21 protein-coding genes are annotated in these 24558 nt (G+C 74.5%); 10 read left to right on the top strand and 11 right to left on the bottom strand.

From position 1 onward, the window contains the following. The 3 genes from ABD223_RS42795 to ABD223_RS42785 all read left to right on the top strand — a co-directional run. On the top strand, positions 1 to 652 hold a 652-nt coding region (locus ABD223_RS42795; RefSeq protein WP_344043996.1), incomplete at its 5' end, for a MerR family transcriptional regulator. 203 nt (positions 653 to 855) lie between these two features. Beyond that, complete coding sequence (locus tag ABD223_RS42790) at positions 856 to 1230, top strand: SRPBCC family protein (protein ID WP_344043994.1); 375 nt, start codon at positions 856 to 858, stop codon at positions 1228 to 1230. Between the two features lie 45 nt (positions 1231 to 1275). Next, entirely contained in the window at positions 1276 to 3519 is a 2244-nt protein-coding gene (locus ABD223_RS42785; protein ID WP_344043992.1) for a glycoside hydrolase family 3 C-terminal domain-containing protein, read from the top strand. Positions 3520 to 3676: 157 nt separating this feature from the next. Here the strand turns inward: ABD223_RS42785 and ABD223_RS42780 are convergent, their stop codons facing one another. Then, positions 3677 to 4204 (bottom strand): CGNR zinc finger domain-containing protein, encoded by a 528-nt coding sequence (locus ABD223_RS42780; protein ID WP_344043990.1) that lies wholly within the window; start codon positions 4202 to 4204, stop codon positions 3677 to 3679. Positions 4205 to 4251: 47 nt separating this feature from the next. On the opposite strand from ABD223_RS42780, the gene ABD223_RS42775 reads away from it, so the two are divergent. Next, positions 4252 to 5178 (top strand): EamA family transporter, encoded by a 927-nt coding sequence (locus ABD223_RS42775; protein WP_344043988.1) that lies wholly within the window; start codon positions 4252 to 4254, stop codon positions 5176 to 5178. Positions 5179 to 5187: 9 nt separating this feature from the next. On the opposite strand, the gene ABD223_RS42770 is transcribed toward ABD223_RS42775, so the two are convergent. The 3 genes from ABD223_RS42770 to ABD223_RS42760 form a co-directional block, all read right to left on the bottom strand. Then, positions 5188 to 6009, bottom strand: a complete 822-nt coding sequence (locus ABD223_RS42770; protein WP_344043986.1) for a hypothetical protein — start codon at positions 6007 to 6009, stop codon at positions 5188 to 5190. Between the two features lie 115 nt (positions 6010 to 6124). Beyond that, the gene (locus tag ABD223_RS42765) at positions 6125 to 7036 is read right to left on the bottom strand and encodes a Vgb family protein (RefSeq protein WP_344043984.1); all 912 of its coding nucleotides are present in this window, start codon (positions 7034 to 7036) and stop codon (positions 6125 to 6127) included. 101 nt (positions 7037 to 7137) lie between these two features. Beyond that, entirely contained in the window at positions 7138 to 8553 is a 1416-nt protein-coding gene (locus ABD223_RS42760) for an aspartate aminotransferase family protein (RefSeq protein WP_344043982.1), read from the bottom strand. 109 nt (positions 8554 to 8662) lie between these two features. Between ABD223_RS42760 and ABD223_RS42755 the strand changes: the two genes are divergently transcribed. From ABD223_RS42755 to ABD223_RS42740, 4 genes are all read left to right on the top strand, one after another. Continuing rightward, the gene (locus ABD223_RS42755; RefSeq protein ID WP_344043980.1) at positions 8663 to 9118 is read left to right on the top strand and encodes an Lrp/AsnC family transcriptional regulator; all 456 of its coding nucleotides are present in this window, start codon (positions 8663 to 8665) and stop codon (positions 9116 to 9118) included. 99 nt (positions 9119 to 9217) lie between these two features. Continuing rightward, positions 9218 to 10198: an L-glyceraldehyde 3-phosphate reductase gene (mgrA, locus tag ABD223_RS42750; RefSeq protein WP_344043978.1), complete on the top strand. Its 981-nt coding sequence runs from the start codon at positions 9218 to 9220 to the stop codon at positions 10196 to 10198. 148 nt (positions 10199 to 10346) lie between these two features. Continuing rightward, entirely contained in the window at positions 10347 to 14069 is a 3723-nt protein-coding gene (locus ABD223_RS42745; RefSeq protein ID WP_344043976.1) for an nSTAND1 domain-containing NTPase, read from the top strand. A gap of 12 nt (positions 14070 to 14081) precedes the next feature. After that, positions 14082 to 14999 carry a phosphate/phosphite/phosphonate ABC transporter substrate-binding protein gene (locus tag ABD223_RS42740; protein ID WP_344043974.1) on the top strand — a complete coding sequence of 306 codons (918 nt, stop codon included), beginning with the start codon at positions 14082 to 14084 and terminating at the stop codon, positions 14997 to 14999. Between the two features lie 165 nt (positions 15000 to 15164). Here ABD223_RS42740 and rho read toward each other — a convergent pair whose 3' ends face one another. The 6 genes from rho to ABD223_RS42710 form a co-directional block, all read right to left on the bottom strand. Beyond that, a complete protein-coding gene (gene rho / locus ABD223_RS42735; RefSeq protein ID WP_380648951.1) occupies positions 15165 to 16289 on the bottom strand; it encodes a transcription termination factor Rho in 1125 nt (374 codons plus the stop codon). A 347-nt stretch (positions 16290 to 16636) separates the two neighbouring features. Then, a complete protein-coding gene (locus ABD223_RS42730) occupies positions 16637 to 19132 on the bottom strand; it encodes a CHAT domain-containing protein (protein WP_344043972.1) in 2496 nt (831 codons plus the stop codon). 218 nt (positions 19133 to 19350) lie between these two features. Continuing rightward, positions 19351 to 19515, bottom strand: coding sequence for a hypothetical protein (locus tag ABD223_RS42725; protein ID WP_344043970.1), 165 nt, complete (start codon positions 19513 to 19515; stop codon positions 19351 to 19353). Positions 19516 to 19872: 357 nt separating this feature from the next. Next, positions 19873 to 20133, bottom strand: coding sequence for a hypothetical protein (locus ABD223_RS42720; protein ID WP_344043968.1), 261 nt, complete (start codon positions 20131 to 20133; stop codon positions 19873 to 19875). A gap of 88 nt (positions 20134 to 20221) precedes the next feature. Continuing rightward, positions 20222 to 21388: a trans-sulfuration enzyme family protein gene (locus ABD223_RS42715; protein ID WP_344043966.1), complete on the bottom strand. Its 1167-nt coding sequence runs from the start codon at positions 21386 to 21388 to the stop codon at positions 20222 to 20224. A 212-nt stretch (positions 21389 to 21600) separates the two neighbouring features. Further along, positions 21601 to 23247, bottom strand: a complete 1647-nt coding sequence (locus ABD223_RS42710; RefSeq protein WP_344043964.1) for a glucuronyl esterase domain-containing protein — start codon at positions 23245 to 23247, stop codon at positions 21601 to 21603. Positions 23248 to 23594: 347 nt separating this feature from the next. On the opposite strand from ABD223_RS42710, the gene ABD223_RS42705 reads away from it, so the two are divergent. Beyond that, positions 23595 to 23969: a hypothetical protein gene (locus tag ABD223_RS42705; protein ID WP_344043961.1), complete on the top strand. Its 375-nt coding sequence runs from the start codon at positions 23595 to 23597 to the stop codon at positions 23967 to 23969. Positions 23970 to 24180: 211 nt separating this feature from the next. Next, a complete protein-coding gene (locus ABD223_RS42700) occupies positions 24181 to 24369 on the top strand; it encodes a hypothetical protein (protein WP_344043959.1) in 189 nt (62 codons plus the stop codon). Between the two features lie 19 nt (positions 24370 to 24388). Here the strand turns inward: ABD223_RS42700 and ABD223_RS42695 are convergent. Continuing rightward, positions 24389 to 24558 (bottom strand): winged helix-turn-helix domain-containing protein (locus ABD223_RS42695; RefSeq protein WP_344043998.1); only part of this gene is annotated, 170 nt, incomplete at its 5' end.

The raw sequence follows: 24558 nt of genomic DNA, 5'->3' as shown, positions 1-24558 counted from the left end.
CCCCCCCCCCCCCCCGGCCCCCCCCCCGCCGCTTCCCCGAGCGGCCCGCGACGCGCGCCGCGGCGTCGTGGCGGCCGCCGGCCGGCTCGACGAGCCGCTGATGAGGGACCTGGCCGGCACGCTCGTCGCCGAGCACGGCGTCGTCGCCGCCTGGCAGCACGTCTTCACACCCACCCTGGCCGAACTGGGCAGGCGGGCCGCCGCGCGGGGCGCGGGTGTCGAGGTCGAGCACGTCACCAGCGCCGCGGTCCTGCACGCCCTGCGCGGCGTCCCGCTGCCCGCCGAGGGCGGCAGGACCGCCGCGCTGCTGGCGTGCGCGCCGGACGAGCAGCACACCCTGCCGCTGGAGGCGCTGGGCGCGGCGCTGTCCGAACGCGACTCGACGTGGCGCAACCTCGGCGCCCGCCTCCCGGCCCGCGCGCTGCTGGCCGCGGTGGACAAGATCCGCCCCGCCGCCGTGGTGGTCTGGGCGCACCGCGACGACCTGGCCCGCGGGGTGCCGCTGGACGAGCTGGTGAACGGCTCCGACGCGGTGGTGGCGGTCGCGGGCGCGGGCTGGGCGGAGGTCGCCACGCCGCCCGCGGTCGAACGGCTCACGTCGCTGCGGGACGGGGTGCGGGTGGTGCTGAGGGCGGCGGGACGCGGCGACTGACCTGCCGCGGGTCGGGGGGACCGAGGGCAGCCAGGGGGTGGAGGTGGCCGGGGTGGCTGGAGTGGTGGGAGGGCCGGCCGGGGTTGGCGGGGGCGGCTGGAGTCGGCCCGGAGTTGGCCGGGCCGGTCGGAGGTGGTCGGGCACGATGGGGATCAGCCGGGTTCGCCGCGCGGTCCTTGCCCGCATCGACGACCATGGCGACCGTGGAAGTCAGCACACGGGCACCGGGCCGAGCGTCCGCCGAGGTGGTCTGGGAGCGGTACGCCCGGATCGACCTCTGGCCGGGGTGGGCGCCGCAGATCACCGGCGTCGAGGCGTCGGCGCCGCGCCTCGCGCCCGGCGTGACCGGCGTGGTCCGGGGCCCGCTCGGCGTGCGCGTCCGCTTCACCGTCACCGACGTGGACGACACCGCCCGCACCTGGGCCTGGCGAGCCCGGCTCGGCCCCCTGCGGCTGACCCTGCGACACGGCGTCGACCCGGACGGCGGCACCTGGCTGACCGTGCGCGGTCCGGCGCCGGTCGTCCTCCCGTACCTGCCCGTCGCCCACGTCGCCCTGCGCTGCCTCACCCGACCGTGAACCCGGCTCGCGGGTCGCGCGATCGGCGCGGGCACGTGGTACTCGTTGGAGGGTGAACGACACCGCCCCTCCCGGCCCGTCCCCGCGCTCACCCGCGAGGAGAAGGTCGACCTGCTCGACGGCTCCGACTTCTGGCGGACGAGGGCCGTGCCGAGGCTGGGCATCGGGCGGATCATGCTGTCCGACGGGCCGCACGGCCTGCGCAGCCGGCCGGAGGACGCCGACCACCTCGGCCTGCTCGGCGCGACCCCGTCCGTCGCCTACCCGGTCGCGGCGGCCACCGCGTGCTCGCGGGACGTCGACCTGCTGCGGCGCCTCGGGGAGGCGCTGGGCGAGGAGGCGCGGTCGCTCGGCGTCTCGGTCGTGCTCGGGCCCGGCGTGAACATGAAGCGGTCGCCGCTGTGCGGGCGGAACTTCGAGTACTTCTCCGAGGACCCGCTGCTGGCGGGTGAGCTGGGCGCGGCCCTGGTCGAGGGGGTGCAGGCCCGGGGCGTGGGCACGTCGGTCAAGCACTTCGCGGCCAACAACCAGGAGACCGCGCGCATGTCGGTGTCCGCGGAGGTGGACGAGCGGACGTTGCGCGAGGTCTACCTGCCCGCGTTCGAGCGCGTGGTGACCAAGGCCCGGCCGTGGACGGTCATGTGCGCCTACAACCGGGTCAACGGCGAGTTCGCCTCCCAGCACCGGTGGCTGCTCACCGAGGTGCTGCGCGACGAGTGGGGCTTCGACGGCGTGGTGGTCTCCGACTGGGGAGCCGTCCACGACCGCGACAAGGCCCTGGCCGCGGGGCTCGACCTGGAGATGCCCTCGTCGGGCGGTGTCGGGCGGGACGCGGTGCTCGCCGCCCTCGACGCCGGGACGCTCGACGAGGCCGACGTCGACCGCGCGGTGACGCGCGTCCTCGGCCTCGTCGCCAAGGCGCGGCCCGCCCTCGGCGAGGGGCAGACCTGCGACGAGGCCGCCCACCACGCGCCGGCCCGCGAGGCCGCGGCGGCGTCCGCGGTGCTGCTGAAGAACGACGGCGTGCTGCCGCTCGACCCGGCGGGCGACGTCCCGCTCGCCGTGATCGGCGAGTTCGCCCGCACCCCGCGCTTCCAGGGCGGCGGGTCGTCGCAGGTCACGCCCACCCGCGTGGAGGACGCCCCGACCGCGCTCCGGGCCGCCGTCGGGCGCGAGGTCGCGTTCGCCCCCGGCTTCACCCTCGACGGCTCCGGCGACACCGCCGCCCTGCTGGCCGAGGCGGTGGAGACCGCCCGCGGCGCGGTCGCCGCGGTGTTCCTCGGCCTGCCCGACTCGTGGGAGTCCGAGGGCTACGACCGCGACCACCTGAGCCTGCCGCCGGAGCAGGTCGCCGTCCTGGAGGCCGTGGCGGGCGCCGCCGAGCAGGTCGCGGTGGTGCTCTCGAACGGGTCGGTGGTGGAGGTCGAGCCGTGGCAGCGCCACGCCGGCGCCCTGCTGGAGGCGTGGCTGCCGGGCCAGGCGGGCGGCGGCGCGATCGCGGACCTGCTGCTGGGCGCGGTGAACCCGTCCGGCAAGCTCGCCGAGACCGTGCCGGTCGCCCTGGCGGACAACCCGACCGTGGGCAACTTCCCCGGCGAGCACGACGTGGTCCGCTACGGCGAGGGCCTGCTCATCGGCTACCGCTGGTACGACGCCCACGCGCTCCCGGTCGCCTACCCGTTCGGCCACGGCCTGTCCTACACGTCGTTCGACTACCGCGACCTGGAGGTGGAGGCCGAGGGGAACACCGCGACGGTGTCCTTGACCGTCACCAACACGGGTGACCGCCGCGGCGCGGAGGTCGTCCAGGCGTACGTGTCGGACCGGGAGGCCTCGGTGTTCCGGCCGGAGCGCGAGCTGAAGGCGTTCGCGAAGGTCGACCTCACGCCGGGGGAGTCCGCCCGCGTGCGCCTGGCGCTCGACTCCCGCGCCTTCTCCTACTGGCACACCGCGCTGCGCCGCTGGGTCGTCGAGCCCGGCGCCTTCGCGGTCGAGGTGGGCGCGTCGTCCCGGGACGTCCGCCTGCGCGCCGTGCTGGAACTGGCGGGCGAGGCGGTCGTGCCGCCCCTGTCGGCGGACTCGACGGCCGAGCAGTGGCCGGCCCACCCCTGGGCGGCCGCGCGGCTGCGCGAGGTCATCGCCGGCACGGGCACCGACGCCGTGCTCACCGACCCGGAGGCGGGTCGGATGGTGCGGGCCATCCCGCTGCGCAGGCTGGCCAGGTTCCCCGGGTCGCCGCTGGACGAGCGCCGGCTGGAGGAGACCGCGGCGGTCGCGAACGACCACTGACCAGGGCGGAGCGGCTGACCAGGGCAGGCAGGCTGATCAACGCAGTCAGGGCAGGAGGGCGGGGCAGGGCGAGCGGGCGGAGCAGGGCGGCTGACCTGGGCAGTCAGGACAGGCGGGCGGGGCAGGACAGCCAGGACCGGGCAGGGGCCCTCCCCGCCTACCTCCTCCTGGCGCGGTAGGCCGCCACCGCGATCCGGTTGCCGCACGTCGTGCTGCAATAGCGGCGCGAGCGGTTGCGCGACAGGTCGAGCACGAGGCCGTCGCACGCCTCGTCCGAGCACACCGACAGCCTGCTCATCTCGTCCGCCCGGATCACGTCGATCATCGCCATGGCGGTCTCGGCGGCGATCCGGTCGGCCAGCGGCGTGTCCGGGTGGACGACGTGGATGTGGTAGTCGAGCCCGTCGTGCCGCACCAGCCTCGGCACCGCCCGGTGCGCGGCCAGCACCTCGTTGACCAGCTCGACCGCCGTGTCCCGGTCGCTGGTCAGCAGCTCGCGCAGCAGGGCGCGGAGGGCGCGGACCGCGTCCAGCTCGCGCGCGTCGCCGGCGCGCGACCCGGTGTAGCGGTGCCGGGCGTAGAACGCGTCGAGCCACGCGACGGTCAGCGTGTCCGGCTCCACCGCCGTGTTCACCAGCTCGACCGCCGCGAGGAGCGACGCGGTCGTGTCATGGGTGAAGACCATGTTGACAGATTACTCCTCCATCCATAGCGTCATGCGCCATGGCCTTGATGACTCATGACAACCGGGTGAACGGCCGACTGGGGGCCGGGCTCGGCCTGGCGCTGGTGTCCGCGTCGTCGTTCGGCCTGTCCGGACCGCTGGGCCGGGGGCTGATGGAGGCGGGCTGGTCCTCGGCGGCGGCGGTGGCCGTCCGGGTGCTGCTGGCGGCGGTCGTGCTCCTGCCCGTCGCGGTGGTCCAGCTGCGCGGCCGGTGGCGCCTGCTGCGCGACAACGCGCCGGTGATCGCGGGGTACGGCCTGGTCGCCGTCGCCGGGTGCCAGCTGGCCTACTTCAACGCGGTGGCCCGCATGGACGTCGGCGTGGCGCTGCTGGTCGAGTACACCGCCCCGGTCGCCGTGGTGCTGTGGCTCTGGCTGCGCCACCGCCAGCGCCCCAGCGCGTTGACCGCCCTCGGCGCGGTGCCGGCCGTCCTGGGCCTGGTGCTCGTGCTCGACCTGGTCTCGGGCGCGGCCGTGAACGTCCCCGGCGTCCTGTGGGCATTGGGGGCCATGCTCGGCGCGGCCGTCTACTTCGTCCTGTCGGCGCGGGAGGAGGGCGGTCTGCCCGGCACCGTGCTCGCCGCGGGCGGCCTCCTGCTCGGCGGCCTGGTGCTGCTGCTGGCGGGCGCGGTCGGCGTCCTCCCGTTCACCACGACCACCCGCCCGGTCGCGTTCGACGGCTTCACCGCGCCCTGGTGGGTGCCCGTGCTGCTGCTCGGCGTGGTGACCGCCGCCCTCGCCTACGTCGCCGGCATCGCGGCGACCCGCCGCCTGGGCGCGCGCCTGGCCTCGTTCGTGGCGCTGACCGAGGTGCTGATGGCGCTGCTGTTCGCCTGGCTGCTGCTCGGCCAGCAGCCGCGCCCCGTCCAGCTCGTCGGCGGCGCGCTCACCCTGCTCGGCGTCGTGGTCGTGCGCCTGGGCGAACGCCGGACGTAGGCGCGGCCGTCACCGGGTGGCGCGGAACTCCCCGAACAGCTCGGGCAGGTAGAGCAGGAGCAGCTCCACGGTGCCGATGGTCCCGGAGATCGGGTCGAGCCTGGCGTAGGAGTAGGCGATCGCGCAGCCCTTGTAGGACGGTGCCGACTCGCTCACGTCGGTGAACCAGTCCAGGAACGACACCCGCCCCACCGCCAGCTGCGGGTGCACCAGCACGCCGTAGAGGAGCAGCAGGTCCTGCGCCACCGGGCGGTTGCGCAGCGTCCACCGGTACAGCTCGGAGAACTGGAAGAAGCGGCGCTCCACTGTGGTGGGCCGCAGGCCGTGCACCCGCTCGGCGAGCGCGACGCCGTGCTCGGTGGACGCCTGCTCGGCCTCGCCCCACGCCCGGTCGTGCGCGTCGCGGGTGGTCAGCTCGCCGCGGCTCAACGCGGTCAGGTAGGCGGCCCAGCGCGCCGAACCGGGGTTGCCGAACCCGTCGGTGGAGCGGCCGAGGGCGATGGCGATCCCGCGCTCGACCCCCTCCAGGATGGCCGCGTCCACGTGCGACACCCAGGTGCCGGGCGCGCCGAGGCCGCGGTCCCGGAAGAACGCGATCACGCCTTCGATGTTGCGCCACCGGTCGGACGCGCCCAGCTCGGCCGCCGGTCCGCTCTGGAGGGCGCGCAGGAAGTCCAGCCGCTGGGCCATGGTCATCAGGTCGATCTCGGCCGCGGTGCAGTCCAATTCGGTCGCGCACCGGAGGGGCTCCCGCGCCGCCGCCGACGCCTGGACTGGCGTGGTGAGACCGGTGAGGAACACGAGGGCGACGAGCCAACCGAACCGCTGCACACCGGGAAGGTAACGCCTGGGGGCCGGTTGTCACGCCCGAAACCACTCGTCCGGAGGAGTGTGGTCCGAACCAATCAAGATGGCGCTGCTCCAGGTGCCGTGATCTTCACTCCGCTCAGCCGATCGGGACGCGCGCCAGCGAGCCGCTCTCCAGGGCGACCCACAGCGCACCGTCCGGACCGACCGCGATGCCGTGCGGTTCGGAGCCGGGCGTCGGCAGGTCGTGCGCGGTGACGACCCCGGCCCCGGTGATCGAGCCGACCCGGTTGGCGCCCCACTCGGTGAACCAGCACGCCCCGCCGACCGCGGTGATGGCGTGCGGCCGGGCCGCCCGGTCCGGCAGCGGGAACTCGGTCACCTCGCCGTCCGGCGTGATCCGGCCGACCTGGCCCGCGGCGATCTCGACGAACCACAGCGCGCCGCCGGGCCCGGCCGTGATCCCGACCGGCGCGGCGCCCGGGGTGGGCAGTCGGTGGAGGGCGACCTCGCCCCCGGTCGTGATCCGGCCGATCGCGTTCGCCTGGTTGAGCGTGAACCACAGCGCGCCGTCGGGACCCGCCGTGATCGCGGCCGGGAACCCGCCCGCCACGGGCAGCGGGAACCCGGTCACCTCGCCGGAGACCGAGACGCGGCCGATCCGGTCGGTGGCGGACTCGGTGAACCACAGCGCGCCGTCCGGGCCGGCGGTGATCCCGTAGGGGCCGGACCCGCGCGCCAGCGCGAAACCCGAGACCTCGCCGCCCGTGGTGATCCGCCCGATCCGGTCGGCCCGGTGCTCGGTGAACCACAGGGCGCCGTCCGGGCCGGTGGTGATGACCGTCGGACCGGCGTCCGGGGCCAGCGCGAAGCTCGTGACCCCGCTGCCGGTCACCCCGCCGCCCGTGTCCCCGCCGCCCGTGTCCCCGCCGCCCGGCGCGAACCGCCCGATCCGCCCGCTGCGGACCAGCGTGAACCACAGCGCGCCGTCCGGGCCCGCGGTCACCCCGTACGGGCCGCCGTCCTCCACCGCGTGCTCCTCGACCACCACGTCGTCCTCTCCCTGAGCGCTCGGTGATCACGGTAACCGGATCGCCCCTCGCCGGGCACCTTGACCTGCGGTGATCTTTATATCTTCAGTGTTGATAAAATTCAGGTGGCGGCACCGCGCCGGGCGGCGGTGGTCAGCGCCTGGTCGAGGATGTCCAGGCCGCGGTCGAGTTCGGCGTCGGTGATGGTCAGCGGCGGGGCCATGCGCAGGACGCTGCCGCTGCCGGGGAACTGGACGATGTTGAGGTGCAGGCCCAGGTCGAAGCAGGCTGCGGTGACCGCGGCCCCGAGCCGCTCGGCCGGGTGCTTGTCGGCGCGGTCGGTGACCAGCTCGATGCCCTGCAACAGCCCGCGGCCGCGGACGTCGCCGATGTGCTCGTGGCGGGACCGCAACTCCAGCAGCCCGCGACGCAGCCGCTCGCCCCGGTCGCGGGCGACCCGGTCGAAGTCGTTCTCGGCGAGGGCGGTGACGACGGCCAGGCCGACCGCCGCGGCCAGCGGGTCGGAGACGTGGGTGGTGACGAAGTAGTAGCCGCGGTCGTGGCAGCGCCGCTCGACCTCCTCGTTGGTGATCACGGCGGACACCGGCAGCCCGGCGCCGAGGGTCTTGGACAGGGTGAGGATGTCGGGTACCACGCCGTCGCGCTGGAAGGCGTACCAGTCGCCGGTGCGGCACAGCCCGGTCTGCGCCTCGTCGAGGATCAGCAGCATGCCGCGTTCCTCGCACTTGCGCTTGAGCGCGGCGAAGTAGCCGGGCGGTGGTTCGATGACGCCGCCGGTGCTCAGGATCGGTTCGGCGATGAAGGCGGCGAGGCTGCCCACGGACTGCCGGTCGACCATGGTGAACGCGTGGTCGAGTTCGGCCCGCCAGTCGTGCTCCCCGTCGCGGGTGAGCAGCGGGCGGTAGGCGTTGGGGGTCGGGATGGCGATGTTGCCCGGCGCCACGGGGCCGTAGCCGGTGCGCGAGACGCTGAACGTCGCCGCGCCGGAGGCGTGGGTGACGCCGTGGTAGGACTGGTCGAAGGCGACGATCTCGTGGCCGCCGGTGTGGAGCTTGGCCATCCGGATGGCGGCCTCGTTGGACTCGCCCCCGGTGCTGAGCAGCAGCACCTTGTCCAGCGGGTCGGGCAACGTCGCGGACAGCGCGGCGGCCAGGTCGACCACGGGGCGGCTGAGCATCCAGCTGGACAGGTGGTCCAGCGTGGCGATCGACCGGGTGACCGCCTCCACGACCGCCGGGTGGGAGTGGCCGAGCAGGGCGCTCATCTGGCCGGAGGTGAAGTCCAGGATCGCGCGCCCGTCGCTGTCGAACACCTCGGACCCGGCGGCGCGTTCGATGACGGCCGGGGTGAAGTCGCTGCCGGAGTACCGGATCAGGTGACGTCGCGCGGTGGCCCAGAACTCCTCGGCGCCGGTCCGCGAGCTGACCCCGGGGAACGGTGCGGGCGTTCCGGTGGGCGCGGTGGCCGGTGCCGTAGCCGTGGCCGGTGTCGTGGTGGGCTCGCTGGTCGTGCTCATGTCCTACCCCTGTCTCCACGCGGTCGGTGCCGACGAAGGTAGGTCAGATGCCGGAGCAGCCGATTGCTTTTGTTGCCGGCGAACGGCCCACTGTTGGCATAATCGGGCTGTGGATCGCATCGATCGCGCAATAATCGACCAACTGCGTCGTGACTGCCGCTTGACGAACACCGAGTTGGCCGACCGGGTCGGGTTGACGCCGTCGCCGTGCCTGCGCAGGGTCAGGCGGCTGGAGGAGGACGGGGTGGTCCTCGGTTACCACGCGCGCGTGGACCCCGCTGCCGTCGGGCGCGGGTTCGAGGTGCAGGTCGACCTCGAACTCGCGGACCAGGCCCGGTCCACCGTGGAGCGGTTCGAGGCCGTGCTGGTGTCGTTCGACGAGGTCGTCGAGGCGCGTCGCATGTTCGGCGCGCCGGATTACCACGCCCTGGTCGCGGTGGCGGACCTGCCGACCTACGAGCGGTTCCTGACCCAGCGGTTGATGGCGATACCCGGGTTGGCCAAGCTCCAGTCCCGCTTCGCCATGAAGACGATCAAGTCCGACACGCCGCGGGCGGGGCGGTGAGCGGCGCGGGCGGGCCGGTCGGGGCGGCGGTGGGGCGTGGACGAGAATTGGGCGACTTGACGACGGCGGGAGGCACCGCCGTGAGCCCGAGGGAGAACCGTGACCCACCTGGCCGCTGAAGCGCGGTACGAAGCCATGCCCTACCGCAGGTCCGGGCGCAGCGGGCTGAAGCTGCCCGCCGTGTCGCTGGGCCTGTGGCACAACTTCGGCCACGACAGGTCCCTGGACGGCCAGCGGACGATCCTGCGCCGCGCGTTCGACCTGGGCGTGACCCACTTCGACCTGGCGAACAACTACGGTCCGCCGCCCGGCAGCGCCGAGGAGAACTTCGGCCGGGTCTTCGCGCAGGACTTCCGGCCGTACCGGGACGAGATCCTGGTGTCGACCAAGGCGGGTTACCTGATGTGGGAGGGCCCGTACGGCGAGTGGGGGTCGCGCAAGCACGTGGTGGGTTCGCTGGACCGGTCGCTGGCGCGCCTGGGCCTGGACCACGTGGACGTGTTCTACCACCACCGGCCGGACCCGGACACGCCGGTCGAGGAGACGATGGGCGCGCTGGACCACGTCGTGCGCTCGGGCAAGGCGCTGTACGTGGGCATCTCGAACTACTCGGCGGAGCAGACGCGGGAGGCGGCGCGGGTGCTGCGCGAGCTGGGCACGCCGCTGCTGATCCACCAGCCGTCCTACTCGATGTTCAACCGGTGGGTCGAGGACGGGTTGCTGGACGTGCTGGGTGAGGAGGGGGTGGGCAGCATCGCGTTCTCGCCGTTGGCGCAGGGCGTGCTGACCGACCGGTACCTGGGTGGCGTCCCGGAGGGTTCGCGGGCGGCGGGTTCGTCGCCGTTCCTCAACGCGGGCAACCTGGACGAGGCGACGCTGGCGCGGGTCCGGGCGCTCGACGGGGTCGCGAAGCGGCGTGGTCAGACGTTGGCGCAGATGGCGATCGCGTGGGTGCTGCGCAACGTGACCTCGGCGCTGGTCGGTGCGTCGAGCGTGGGCCAGTTGGAGGACAACGTGGCGGCGGTGTCGAACCTGTCGTTCGACGAGGCGGAGTTGGCGGAGATCGAGCGGCACCTGTGAGGGGTCCGGGCCGCCGGTGGTCGGCCGGCGGCCCGGGAACCTCGGGGGACCGCGGGAACGCGGTTGGCGCGCCGGGGTGGAAACCCCGCGGGGGGTGTCGGGCGTCCCACTAGCATCGTGTCGGGGGGTCGATGCCGGGGGGAGGCACGTGGCGAGGGTTTTCATCAGCCACGCCACCGCGGACCTGGAGGTCGCGCGGGAGGTGCGGGACTGGTTGGCGGCTGATGGCCACGACCCGTTCCTGGCGGCGCACCTGGGTGGTGGGATCGCGGTCGGGGAGGACTGGAAGCAGCGCCTGTACGCGGAGCTGCGGCGGTCGGACGCGGTGCTGTGCGTGGTGACCGAGGCGTTCGTGGCGTCGAACTGGTGCGCCGCCGAGGTGGGGATCGCGGACCTGCTGGGTTGTCGGTTGTTGCCGTTGCGGGTGGCGGCGGGTGTGGTGCACCCGTTGATGGAGCACCTCCAGTACGCGGAGTTCGCGGCGGGCGGGGTGCGCGAGCGGCTCGACCGGGCGTTGCGGCAGGTGGAGGCGGGTGGCCGGACGCGGTGGCGTGACGGTGACAACCCGTTCCCGGGGTTGGAGCCGTTCACGTCGGCGTTGAGCGAGCTGTTCTTCGGCCGGGACGAGGAGCGGCGGGAGCTGGCGGGTTTGCTGCGCGCGGACGCGCGTGGCGGGTTGTTGGCGGTGGTGGGGCCGTCGGGGTCGGGCAAGTCGTCGTTGCTGCGGGCGGGTGTGCTGCCGTCGTTGGAGCTGGAGCACGACTGGTTGGTCGTGCCGCCGTGGTTGCCGGGTGACGACCCGCGGCGGGAGCTGGCGGTGGTGCTGGCCGCGCGGGCGGCGCGGCAGGGGCTGGGCTGGTCGGTGGCCGAGGTGCGGGACCGGTTGGACGCGGAGGACGGGTTGCTGCGCGTGGCGGAGGACCTGGTCGCCACGCGGTCCGGTGGTGGTCGCCTGCTGGTGGCGGTCGACCAGGCGGAGGAGTTGTTCACCCGGGCCCCGGAGGGGGAACGGGAGGCGGTGGCGGTGCTGCTGCGGGAGGCGCTGGAGGGGCCGGTCCGGGTGGTGGCGACGTTGCGGTCGGAGTTCCTGGACGACCTGCGGGCGCTGCCGGCGCTGGCGGGTGTGTCGGTGGGGGCTTACGTGCTGGCCCCGCTGGACCGCGACGTGCTGCGGGAGGTCATCACCGGGCCCGCGCGGGTGGCGGGGTTGGGCGTCGACCCGAAGCTGGTGGGCAGGCTGGTGGCGGACACCGGGAGCGGTGAGGCGTTGCCGCTGCTGGCGTTCACGTTGCGGCGGTTGGCGTCGGGGTGCTCGCGGGGCGACGAGTTGACGGTGGACCGGTACCGGTCCCTCGGCGGGGTGGACGGCGCGTTGACGCGGCACGCCGACGCGACGCTGGAGCGGGCGGCGGCGCGCAGCGGGTTGTCGGCGGAGGAGGTGCTGGCGGCCCTGGTCCGGTTGGTGGGCCCGGGGCACCGGGGGTGGCGCCGGGTGGTCCTGGCGGGGTTGTCGGACCCGCTGCGGGTGGCGTTGGGCGTGTTCGTCGACCGGCGGTTGTTGACGGCGAGCGGCGACGGCTGGGTGGGGGTGGCGCACGAGGCGCTGTTCACCGCGTGGGAGCCGTTGCGCCGGGCGGTGGCGGAGCGGTCGCGGGCGTTGCAGGCGGCGTGGTCGGCGGAGCGGGCGGCGGCGGAGTGGGAGGCCGCGGGGCGGTCGGACGCCTACCTGTGGGAGGCCGACCGGGTGGTGGTGACGCGGGCCGCGCTGGGCCTGCCGTCCGGTGCGGCGGGTGACGCGGCGCCGCTGGTGGGGTTGGAGCCGGTGGCCCGGGAGTTCCTGGAGGCGGCTCGGCTGCGGGTGGAGGAGGTGCGGCGGCGGGAGCACCGGCGGCGCAGGCGGGGTGTGCTGGTGCTGTCGGTGCTGCTGGTGCTGGCGTTGGGCGCGTCGGTGGTGGCGGGTGCGCAGTGGGGTGTCGCGCGGGGTGAGCGCGACACGGCGGCGGCGCGTGCGCTGGTGGCCCAGGCGGAGGCGGCGCGGGGCAGTTCGCCGCGGTTGGCGTTGCGCCTGGGGTTGGCGGCCCATCGCCTGCGGCCGGGTCCGGAGACGCACGCGGGGTTGGTGAACACGCTGATCACGACCCGGTACGCGGGCGCGTTGCCGGGTGGCGGGTCGATGTCGGCGTTCTCGCCGGACGGCCGGGTGCTGGCGGTGGGCGGTGGTCCGCTGACCGGGGTGGTGCTGTGGGACCTGTCCGACCCGTTGCGCCCGCGCCGGTTCGGCGCGCCGCTGGAGGTGGGCGGCGACCGGTCGGTGGCGGCGTTGGCGTTCCCGGCGGGCGCCGGTTCGGTGCTGGCGGTGGCGGAGTCCGGTGGTGAGGTGGCGCTGTGGGACGTGGCGGTCCCGGACGCGCCGCGCCTGGTGCGGCGGGTGGTGCACGGGGCGCCGGTGACGGCGTTGGCGTTCTCGCCGGACGGGCGGGTGCTGGCGGTGGGCGGTTCGACCGGGTCGACGGCGCTGTGGGGTGTGACGGGGCCGGCCCCGGAGGTGTTGGCGACGCTCGACGACCACGGCAGCCGGGTGTCGTCGCTGGCGTTCTCGCCCGCCGGGGTGCTGGCCACCGGCAGCGACGACGGCACCGCGGTGCTGTGGGACGTGGTCGACCCGGTGCGGCCGGTGCGGCGCGGCGAGCCGCTGGCGGACGGCACGGGGCGGGCGGTGTCGTCGCTGGCGTTCTCGCACGGGCGGGACCTGCTGGTCACCGGCCGGTCGGACGGCACCGCGGACCTGTGGGAGGTGGGTTCGGGGCGTCGGCGCGGCGAGCCGCTGGCCGGTCACCACGGTGTGGTGTCGGCGGTGGCTTTCGTGCGCGGCGCGGACCTGCCGGCGACGGGCGGCGGCGACGGCGCGGACCTGCTGGTCACGGGCGGCGACGACGGCGCGGCGGTGCTGTGGGACGTGTCGGACCCGGACGCGCCGTCGAGGTCGGGCGCGCCGCTGGTGGGCCACGGCGGTCCGGTGACCTCGGTGTCGCCGCGCCCGGACGGCGCCGCGCTGGTCACGACGAGCGCGGCCGGCGATCCGGCCCTGTGGGAGCCGGCGGACCGGCCGCGGCAGGTCGGCCCGCCGCTGACCGGTCACGACGTGCTGGTGCGGTCGGTGGTGTTCGAGGGGACGACGGCGGTGACCACGGGCGCGGACGGGGTGCGGTTGCGGTGGGACGTCGGCGACCCGGAGCGGCCGCGGCAGGTGGGGCGTGACCGGGTGGCGGAGCGGGCGTTCACCTCGCTGGCGGTGCGGGGGAGCGTGGACGCCACGGCGGGTGGCGACAACTCCGTGGTGCTGTGGGACAAGGCCGAGGACCCGCCCCGGCTGCTGGCGACGTTGACCGGGCACGGCAACGCGGTGACGGCGGCGGCGTTCTCGCCGGACGGGCGGGTCGTGGCGACGGGCGGCGCGGACGGCGGCACGATCCTGTGGGACGTCGGCGACGTCGGGAACCCCCGCCGGCTCGGCCGGCCGTCGGCGGGGCGGACCACGTCGGTGACGGCGTTGGCGTTCTCGCCGGACGGCCTGGTGGTGGCGGTCGGTGACGCCGACGGCGGCACGGTGCTGTGGGACATCGCGGACCCGAACCGGCCGCGGCTCCTCGGCAGGCCCCTGGTCGGCCACGCCAGGGCGGTGAACTCGGTGGCGTTCTCACCGGGCGGTTCGCTGCTGGCCACCGCGGGCTCGGACGGGATGGCGCTGCTGTGGGACATCGCCCCCCTCGGCGACGTGGTGGAGCGCGCGTGCGCGATCAGCGGCGGCGGGCTCGACCCGGAGGAGTGGCGGCAGCACGTGCCGGACCTCGACCACAGACCCACCTGCTAGGAGGACATCGCGATGGGACGCCGCAGGACCGCGGTCGCGTCGGCCGTGCTGGTGTTGCTGGCCTCGGCGTGCGGCACGGCTCCGCCGCCGGAGCCGGCGGCGGGGCCGCTGGTGTTCTCCGCCAACCCCGTCGGCAACTCGATCACGCTGCACCAGGCGTTCCGGACGACCGTCGACATGCTGCGCGAGGAGACCGGCCGGGAGATCCGGATGCAGGACGCGACCAGCTACGACAGCCTGATCGAGGGCGTGCGCACCGGGGAGGTCGACTTCGCCGCGTTCGGCCCGCTGTCCTACGTGATGGCCAAGGAGCGCGGCGCGCCGATCACCGCGGTGGCGGCGCAGGTGAAGGAGAAGGGCGAGCGGGCCGGTTTCCGCGCCTACGGCGTGACCCGACCCGGGTCCGGCGTGACGTCGCTGGCGGACGTGCGCGGCCGCGCGGTCTGCTACGTCGACGAGGCCTCGACCTCCGGCTACCTCTACCCGAGCGCGGAGCTGATCCGGCTGGGCATCAACCCGGACACCGACGTGCGGCAGGTGTTCGCGGGCAGCCACGAGGCGGCGGTGCTGGCGGTGGTCAACGGCCGGTGCGACGTGGGGTTCGCCTTCGACGCGATGGTGGACCGGCACCTGGTGGAACGCGGCCAGATCGGCGCCGGCGACGTCACCCGGATCTGGGAGTCCGGGATCATCCCGGGCGCGCCGATCGCGGTGTCGGACGACCTGCCGGACGAGGTGCGCGACGACCTGGTGGCCGCGCTGCGGGACAAGGCCAACTCGGACTACCTGCGCGACCACGGCTTCTGCCAGGGCGAGTGCCCGCTGGGCGACGCCGACGCCTACGGCTACGCGCCGGTGGAGGACTCGTTCTACGACGAGGTGCGCGAGGTCTGCCGGATCACCCGGCACCGGACCTGCCGGGGCGGCTGACCGAACCGGGGCGGCTGGTCGGTCCGGGGTGTTCGACGGGACCGGGGTGTCCGACCGGCCCGGGACGTTCGACGGGCCAGGGGTGTCCGACCGGCTCCGGGCGTCACCGGTTCGCGGTCCCCGTGCGGAGGAGTGCGGGCCTCCTCGGCCCCCGGTGCGGGCGGATCACCCGCGGGCGAGCTGGAGGAGGAACTCGGCGTTGGTGCGGGTCTTGCGCAGGCCGTCCAGCAGCGCGTCGGCCTCGCGCCCGTCGAGCGCCCGGCGCAGCCTGTGGGTGACGGCCAGCTCCTGCGGCGACATCAGCAGCTCGTCGCGGCGCGTGCCGGACCGCTCCACGTCCACGGCCGGGAACACCCGCCGCTCCGCGAGCTTGCGGTCGAGCTTCAGCTCCGCGTTGCCGGTCGCCTTGAACTCCTCGAAGATCAGGTTGTCACCGACCGAACCGGTCTCGACCAGGGCGGTGGCGATGATCGTCAGCGACCCGCCGCCCTCGACGTTGCGCGCCGCGCCGAGGAAGCGCTTGGGCGGCAGCAGCGCGCCCGAGTCGATCCCGCCCGTCAGGACGCGCCCGGAGGTCGGCGCGGCCAGGTTGTAGGCGCGGCCGAGCCTCGTCAGCGAGTCCAGCAGCACCACCACGTCGCGGCCCTGCTCGACCAGCCGCTTGGCGCGCTCCACGGCCAGCTCGGCGATCGCGGTGTGGTCGGCGGGGGAGCGGTCGAACGTCGAGGCGATCACCTCGGCCGCCACGCCGCGCCGCAGGTCGGTCACCTCCTCGGGCCGTTCGCCGACGAGCACCAGCATCAGGTGGCACTCGGGGTGGTTCCGGCCGATCCCGCGGGCGATCGCCCGCAGCACCGAGGTCTTGCCCGCCTTCGGCGGCGCCACCACCAGCGCCCGCTGGCCCTTGCCCACGGGCATGACCAGGTCGACCACCCGCGTGGTCAGGTCCTCGGGCTCGGTCTCCAGCAGCAGCCGCTCGGTGGGGTGCACCGGCACCAGGTCGGCGAACGCGGGCCGCGCCACCGCGCCCGGCGGCAGGCCGTTCACGTCGTCGACCCGCGCCAGCCGCGGCTGCCCGCGCCGGCCGGCGGGCGCGGTGGCCGCGCCGGTCACCAGGTCGCCGCGGCGCAGGTCGAACCGCTCGACGACCGACCGCGGCACGACCACGTCGTCCGGGCCGGGCAGGTAGCCGCGGGTGCGGAGGGAGGCGGTCGCGCCGGCGACGTCGAGGACGCCGGTGACCGAAGTGGACAGCGGGCTCGCTTCTCGCCTGGACAGGGTTGCGGTCATGATCGGGTGGTGTCCTTCCCGGACAGAGCGCTCCGTGCGGGCACGGAGCCGGTGGTGAAGGCGGTGCGCCGCGAGTGGCGGGGATCGCGCCTGAGGAGATTTCCTGCGGGAGGCATGGCCAACATCCGCGGGACGCCGCCATGGTAGCGCGTCGCGCTCGCCGGCCGCAACGCCGAACCCGGTGAGGGCCGGTCGGCGTCCACGGCGGCCGGCGGCACCCGCGGGAATCCGCCCGCAACGATGACCCCGGCGAGGACCGGTCGGCGGCGGTCACGTGCCGAGGGCGCGGGGGTGCTGCCCGGGCGGCAGCGGGCGGGCCGGGTCGGGGGTTCGGCCGGAGGTCCTGGTCAGCCCCGCCCGCTGCCCAGGCACACGAACGGGCGGCGCATCGGGTCGACCGCGATCGCGTCGGCCAGCGCCACCGCCGGGCGCGCACCGGCGGCCAGGCGGCGGTGGTAGTCGTCCATGGCGGCGGCGCACGCCTGGTCACCGACCCGGCTCAGCGGCGCGATCACCGTCTGCGCCCCGCTGGCGAGCAGCGCGCTGGCGAACCCCAGCGGCTCGTCACCGGGCCGGATGCGGTTGAGCGCCAGCTCGCACGCCGCCAGCACCACCTGCCGCGGCGGCCTGGACAGGCCGGTGATCTCGTGCGCGTAGAGCGGCCCGTCGCTCAGTTCGAGCCGGGAGAACAGGGCGTTCTCCGGTTCGTGCACGCCGTGCGCGGCCAGGTGCGCGATCTCCGCGCCGTCGAGCGCGGCCAGCACCGCCGACACCGCGGCCCGCCCCTCGGACATCAGCGTGGCCGTGCCGTAGTGCGCGCCCAGCTTGTCGATCTCACCGACCGCCGCGGGCAGCCCCGGCCCCCGCACCAGCACCGTCCGCTCCTCCGAGCGGTGCTCGGCGCGGTCCGCCGCCAGCCACGCGGTCGCCGACGGCGCCACCACCGCGGGACGCGCGTGCAGCGTCGGCAGCACGCCCCACGGCACCGCGTACAGCGCGCCGGTCGGCACGACCACCAGCTCCCGGTCGCCGATCAACCCCGCCAGGGGCCGCACCAGCTGCGCGTCGAGCCGGTCGGCCTGCTTGCGCGCCGACGCCGTCATCACCCGCGCCAGCGCCTCCGGCAGGTGGTCCGGCGCGACCGCGTTCAGGTCGGCGTTCAGCATCCGGGCGCTCTCCGCGGCCGTCTCCGCCGAACCGAGCCGGGCCAGCCGGACCCCGGAGGCCACCACGACCACCGCGACCAGCGAGTCCTCCGACGACGCGTAGCTGACCAGGGCGCGGTCGCCCAGCTGCGCCATCACCTCGGCCAGCCCGGCCACCGGGCGCGGCCTGCCCCACCGGCCGGTGTGCCAGCCGAGGCGGTTCGCCTCGCGCAGGCGCTCGGCGCGGCGGCTGCGCAGCGCGCCGGTCGGGTGGCCGTCGTGCTCGGCCTGGTGGATCGACTGGGTGAGGCTGCGCACCTCGGCGATCCGCTCGGCCAGCTCGGGGTTGTCCAGGCCCGTCAGCGGCTCGTAGCGGTAGGTCTGCGCCCGGGTCCGCTCCAGCCAGGCGAACAGCCGCCGGGCGTTGCCGTCGGCCAGCACCAGGTTGACGGCCAGCTCGGCCAGCTCCCGGCCGTGCAGCGCGGTCCCCGACAGCAGTTCCAGGCCGCCCATCCGGTCGCGCACGTGGTCCAGGTCGGTCAGCCCGGCCCTGATCTCGGCCAGCGCGGCCGCGCGCTTCCCCCGCGCCACCGCCAGCTCGGCCCGGCACAGGCGGCGCAGCATCCGGTGGTCGATCGGCGCGAGCCTGCCCGGCCGCGGCACCAGGGCGAGGATCGCCTCGGCGGCGTCGACGTCGCCGCGCCTGACCTCCAGCCGCGCCGCCAGCATCCGCGCCAGCGCGGCCTGCTCGGCCAACCGGGGCGCGGGCAGCTCGTCGGCGAAGTCCAGCGCCCGCCGCGGCAGCGACCGGGGCACGCGGCCCGACCGCAGCGCCACCGCGGCCTCGGAGCGCAGCACGATGAGCGCCGCGTCGGTGGCGCACGTCCGGCACCCGCCGCGCCGCAGCCGCTGCCGCGCGGAGGTGGCCATCACGCGGGCCACGTCCAGGTCGCCGGTCAGGTACGCGGACACGGCCCGGTACAGCTCCACGTTGGCCAGGTCCTGCGGGGTGCCGTGCTCCGCCCGCAGCACGGCCAGCACGGCGTCGAGCTGGGTGCCCGCCTCGTCCGCCAGGCCGGCGTCCATCAGCGCCTGCGCGGTCTGCGTCCGGCGCAGGCCGAACAGCACCGGCACGTCGATGTCGTGCTCGCGGTAGGTGCGCTCGGACTCCTCGTAGCGCCGCAGCGCGGCGGGCACGTCGCCCATCCGCTGGTCCAGCAGCCCCAGCGCGAAGCTCGCGTCGGCCGCCCTGGCGGGCAGGCCGTGCTCGGTCGCCAGCTCGACCGCCCTGATCAGGTCCTGCCGCGCCTGGTGGAGCGACCCCAGGCGGGTGTGGGCGGTTCCCCTGCTCCACAACGTCTTGGCGATCGAGTCGACCAGCGCCGGCGTGAGCCCGCCCGCCGCGATCCGCCGTTCCCGGTGCTTGAGCGCGTCGCCGAGGACGGAGATGGCGTCCTCGATCAACCCCGCGTTGAGCAGCAGCAGGCCGCGGTTGTGCTCGACGCTGCCCCGCAGCTCCGCCTCCACGAGCGGGTCCGCCACGTCGTCGACCAGCCGGTGCAGCTTCGCCAGTTCGGCGAGCGCCGCCACCGGGCCCCTGGTCTCGGCCTTCAACGCCGCGACGGCCGAGGACAGCCGGAGCCGCGTGACCAGCCACTCGTCCCTGACGTCCGGGTCGACGGGGTCGATCCCGTTCATCAGGCTCAAACCGCGTCGCAGCTGGCGCACCGCCTGGCGGTGTCGCCCGACGCACGAATCGTCGACCCCGCTCCGGTGCAGCTCGCGCGCCTCGCGGATCACCGCGACCTCATCGGGGGATGCGATTGCCGGCACCTGTCCATCACATCACAGAACACGACGTGGGAAAGCCCGCCGACCGGGAGACCCGGTCGGCGGGCGGTGTCACAACCAGTGCGTCAGGACGACGGCTTCTTGTCGATGCAGCCGCCGTTCAGGCACTCGGTGGTGAGGACGACACCCTCGGAGGGCATCTCCTGCTCCCGCTTCTCCCCCGAAGCCAGGGCTTCGGCGTCGATCGGGATCTCTTCCCCCAGGAATTCGGTTTCAGTGGTCGTAGACATGGCGATCTTCCTCCCCTGACGATCATCCATCTCGATCTTGCAAGTGACTCAGGTCACTGCTCTGAGTCAGTTCGTGGGCCCCTCGCCCCTCACGAACGGGCTAATTCTGGCACAACGGAGTAATGATCGGAGTTGTTTTTCTGCACAAACCGTAGTGAACCCCGGTTGACATGCGAGAACGGCCTAACATTCACCCAAATCGGTACCCGCCGCACGACCCCGCGACGGGCCGCCGGGGAGCGCCGTCCCACCGGCTTCCCCGGACAAATCGGACCTCGTCGGTCGTGGTCGCGTGGAATGGCGGCCACGCGGTTCGCACGTCGAGCCCGCGATGCCGGCGAACGGCTTTTCGGGCCGCTATCGCACGGTCGGCGAATCGGTCTCGCGGCGCCTCTCGCCCACGGGCGCGCGCGACCCCGCCCCGGCCGGTTCGCCGAAGTCCACCAACCCGACCAGCAGCGCGCCGGACAGGCAGAGCCCGCCGACCCACCACGCCCACAGCACCCCGTCGACCACGGCCACCGCGGCGTTCGTCACCGCCACCGCCAGCAGCGCCAGCAGCACCCGGTTCATCGCCCGCTCGTCGCGCTCGGCCCTCGCGCCCGGTCCTTCCATCACAGCCCCCAGTCCCCTCACCGGCTCTATCGGCCGATCGGACGTGCCGGTTACACAGGGGCACCGGTCGGGTGACGAAAGTGGCGTGGGCTCACCGCAGGGCTTGCGCGACGTCCGCCCAGAGGTCGTCGGCGTGCTCGATGCCGCACGCGATCCGCACCGTGCCGGCGCTGATGCCCGCCGCCGCCAGCGCCGCCTCGTCCAGGTGGCGGTGCGACGTGGTGGCCGGGTGCATGGTCACCGTCTCGGTGCCGCCCAGCGACCCCGCGTTGAGCACCAGCTCCAACCTGCCCATGAACGCGTGCGCCGCCTCCGCGCCGCCCGCCAGGTCGAACGCCAGCGTGCCGCCGTACCCGTCGAGCAGCGCGGTCGCCCGGACGTGGCTCGGGTGGGACGGCAGGCCCGGGTGGTGCACGGCGGTCACGGCCGGGTGGTCCGCCAGCAGGGCCGCCAAGCGCCCGGCCGTCTCGCACTGCCTGCGCACCCGCAGCGCCAGGGTCTTCATCCCCCGGAGCACCAGCCACGCGCCGAACGGGTCGGCGACGGTGCCGAACTTGATGGCCCGCTCCCACGTCCGCCGGTAGCGGTCGGCGTCGGCGAAGACGGCGACCCCGCCCACCACGTCGTGGTGACCGCCGAGGTACTTGGTGGCGGAGTGCACGACCACGTCCGCGCCGTGCTCCACCGGCCGGCACAGCAGCGGCGTGGCGAAGGTGTTGTCCACCACGCCGAGCAGCCCCGCCTCCCGCGCCGCGCCGAGCAACCCCGGCAGGTCCGGCACGTGACCGGTCGGGTTGGCGATGGTCTCCAGGAGCAGCACCCGCGAGTTCGGCCGCACGGCGGCGGTCAGCTCCGCCGGGTCGACCGCGTCGACGTAGGTGACCTCGACGCCCCAGTTCGAGGCCAGCTCCCGCAGCACGGCGTAGGTGCCGCCGTAGAGGGCCTTCTGCGCGATGACGTGGTCGCCGTGGCGCAGGGCCGCCAGCAGCACCGAGGACATCGCGCTCGACCCCGAACCGGTCGCGAGCGCGGCCGCGCCGCCCTCCAGGCCGGTGATGGCGTCCTCGAACGCCCGCACGGTGGGGTTGCCGTAGCCGCTGTAGGAGAAGTCGCCCGTCGGCCCGCTCATCGCGGCGGCCACGTCGGTCGGGTCGTCGAAGGCGAAGATCGCGGTCTGGTGGATCGGCACGGACACGGGCCTGCCGCCGGGGTCGGGCGCGCTGATCCGGACGGTCCTGGTGTCGCGGTGGGTCGTCATGCCACCCATCCTCGAACGGGGGCGGCGCCGGCGCGCCGGCGGGTCGGGTGCCCGGCGCCATCCGCGCGTCCGCGACCCCGACCACCTGGTGCCCGGGGTCGGCGGGGTTGACCACCGGGCCCAGGACATGGAGCGCGACGGAGCGGGACGGACCCGGTGCGGGGGCGGCGAACCCCCGCGCCGGGCCCGGGAACCTCCGACGTGCGCCGGCGCTACCCGGCCGAGCAGGTGGGGGACAACCCCGAGCCGCTGCCGGTGGCCTGGAAGCCGAACTCGGTCGACTGGCCCGCGCCGAGGTTGCCGTTGAAGCTGACGTTGCCGAACTGCACCGCGCCGGTGGTGCCGCTCCTGGTGGAGTTCCAGGAGTTCGTGACGCTCGCGCCCGACGGCAGGGTCACGGCCACCGACCAGCCGGTGAGCGGCGACGCGCCCGCGGTGACCTTCACCGTGGCCACGAAACCGCCGTTCCACTGGTTCACCGACACCGACGCCGTGCAGGCGCCGACGGGCGGGTTGTCCGTCGTGGTCGTCGTAGTCGTGGTGGTGGTGGTGGTGCCCGTGGTGGTCGTGGTCGTCGTGGTGGTGGTGCTGCCGGGGCCGTCGCTCAGCGTGGGGGTGGTCCAGTCGCGCCACTGCGACAGGTTGCCGGTGGCCTTGCTGTGCATGTTCACGCCGCCGGTGAAGCTGCCGGTGTTGCGCAGGAACCTGCCGATGGCCTGCTGGAGCGGGGCGGTCCACTCCGACCGGTTGGCGCAGTGGGTGCCGTTGGAGACGTTGGAGTGGTAGAGCAGGTTGCCGCCCGCGCCCAGCGCCTTGTAGACCTCGGCTCCGCCCAGGGCTGCGACGGATGCGGAGCGGGGGCCGAGGTTGGCGATGTGGGGGTTGTCCATGACGAGCAGGCCGCGTGGGGCGATCATGGAGACGAGGGAGTGGGTGTCGATGGGCAGGGTGTTGGGGTTGCCGGTGTAGGAGCCGAAGGCGTCGCCGAACCAGGGTTGTTCGCCGTAGGCGCTGGAGAGGGTCTGTCCGCCTTCGGCGTTGACGCCGCGGTGGATCGGCAAGCCCGCGGTGCCGGACTCGATCGGCATGGTCAGCCCGACGCGCTGGTCGAACACGCCGGCGGCGAAGGCGCCCTTGCCGAAGCGGGAGCAGCCGGTGACGCCGATGTCGGTGCGCAGGACGTTGCCGCCGTTGGACTCGATGACGTCGATGATCCGGCTGACGCCCCACGCCCACGCCATCAACAACCCGGTGGGGCTGGTGTTGCCGTAGATGCTGTAGAACGCGCCCTGCTTGTTGTTGCGCGGCGTGCCCTCACGGCCGACGGAGTACGGGTCGAAGCTGATCACCGCCGCGCCCGAGGAGCGGATGGTGGCGGTGTCGCCGCCGAACCCGCCGTAGACGATCACGGCCGGGAACGGCCCGGTGCCCGAGGGCAGCTGCACGCTCGCGGAGAAGCTGGAGCTGCGGCCGTTGTGGGAGACGTTGACGGTGATGCCGGAGCTGGTCACGGTGCCGGTGACGCTGGAGGGCTTGGCGGGCTTGTCGCCGTAGACGTAGCGCTCGGCCAGCTCGCGGATCTCCGCCCGCCGGCACCGCCAGTCCGACTTCGACGTGATCCGCTGCCCGTTGATCCTGGTGAACGGGTCCGGCAACCGCGAGTTCGACGCCGTCGACCCCGGCAACGACACCGGGCAATCCGCCCCGTCGTCCTCCACCGCCATGACGCCCACATCACCGGCTGACACCCCGGCGGGACCGGTGTTCGCGACCGCCACCATCGCTCCGGCGGCCGCGAGCGCCGTCGTCGCGAGTACGACGACCGTCGAACGGATCTTGAAGCGGCCCGAACTGATCATCAGAGCTCTCCTTTGAGCGGGGTGGTGGAGGCGACGACGGCGATCGAAGATCACGGCTGTCGACGACCTAAAGTTTCGGTCACCTCGTCGAAACATGTCAATGGCACCGGGCGCCCCGAGTTCAGAGGGGGTCTCACTTGGTCATCGCGCAACGTGGTGAGGGGTGCGGGGCGCCGGTTCCGGACGCCGGCCGGGGTCCGGTCGCGCACCGCGACCGGGACCGCCGGGCGACCGCAAGGCAATCGTCAGGTGCGCCGGGACCGGTCGGTGGGATGCTCGCGCGTGTGCCTTGAGCCTTCGCCGTTCCCCACGCGCCCCGGCCGTCCCGGTGTGGCTGAGCGGCGCCGATGAGCGCCCGTGACGACACCGCGACGCTGGTCCTGGACGACCGGGACTCCCCGCCCCGGGCCGAGGTCGAGCGGTGGCTGCGGGAACACGTGGGCGGCCGGTCCGCCGAGGACGCCCTGCTGGTGGGGACCGTCGTCGGCGAGCTGCTGGACAACGCCGGCCGGTACGGCGCGCCGCCCTACGTGCTCCAGCCGGCGCCGGTCCGCCGCCCGGACGCCCTCGTCGTCCGCGTCCGCAACGGCGCGGTGCGCCACGTCGGGCCGTGGCGCTCCGGCGCCGGGCTGCTCCTCGTCGACGCCCTGGCCGGCCAGTGGGGCGTGGTGTCCTTCGCGGAGAGCACGACCGTGTGGGCCGAGCTGCTGTTCGGGGACTGAACCACCCGCCCGCCGGCCGGTTCCACAGTGGACCCGGCCGCGGTCGCCCGGCGATCGAAAGGTGATCGCAAGGTGGATCCGCGGCGTCGTGGGCCACAGTGGAGCGGGGCTCCCGAGACCATCACGGGTGCACGACCGGGTGTCGGCCGCGAAGGCGCGGCCGACACCCGCCTCCCGTCCCCCCCCGCCGAGGAAGTCGACCGCTCTCGCCGTGACCGCCATCCCCGCCGGGCGTGATCCCGTCGCCCTGCTCCTGATCTGCGACAACTGCGGTCGGGACTTCGACGCGCGCGACTCGCGCGAGGAGTGGGTCCTGCTGTGGCAACGCGCGGTCGCCGCCGGGTGGGGCGGACGGGACCGCGCGATCGGCCCACACCGGTGCGGCCACTGCGCCGACTAGCGCCCGCGCCGCCGCGTGGTCACGCCTCCGCGCCCCACGGCCCCGTCCGGTACCCCGAACCGCGGACGGTCAGGATCAGCTTCGGCTCGTCCGGGTCGGGTTCGACCTTGCGGCGCAGGCGGCGGATGTGGACGTCGAGCAGGCGGGTGTCGCCGAAGTAGTCGTAGCCCCACACGCGCTGGAGCAGCT

The organism is Saccharothrix xinjiangensis (genome assembly GCF_039527585.1).
GTDB lineage: Bacteria > Actinomycetota > Actinomycetes > Mycobacteriales > Pseudonocardiaceae > Actinosynnema > Actinosynnema xinjiangensis.
This window is presented reverse-complemented; position numbering and strand designations above follow the sequence as displayed.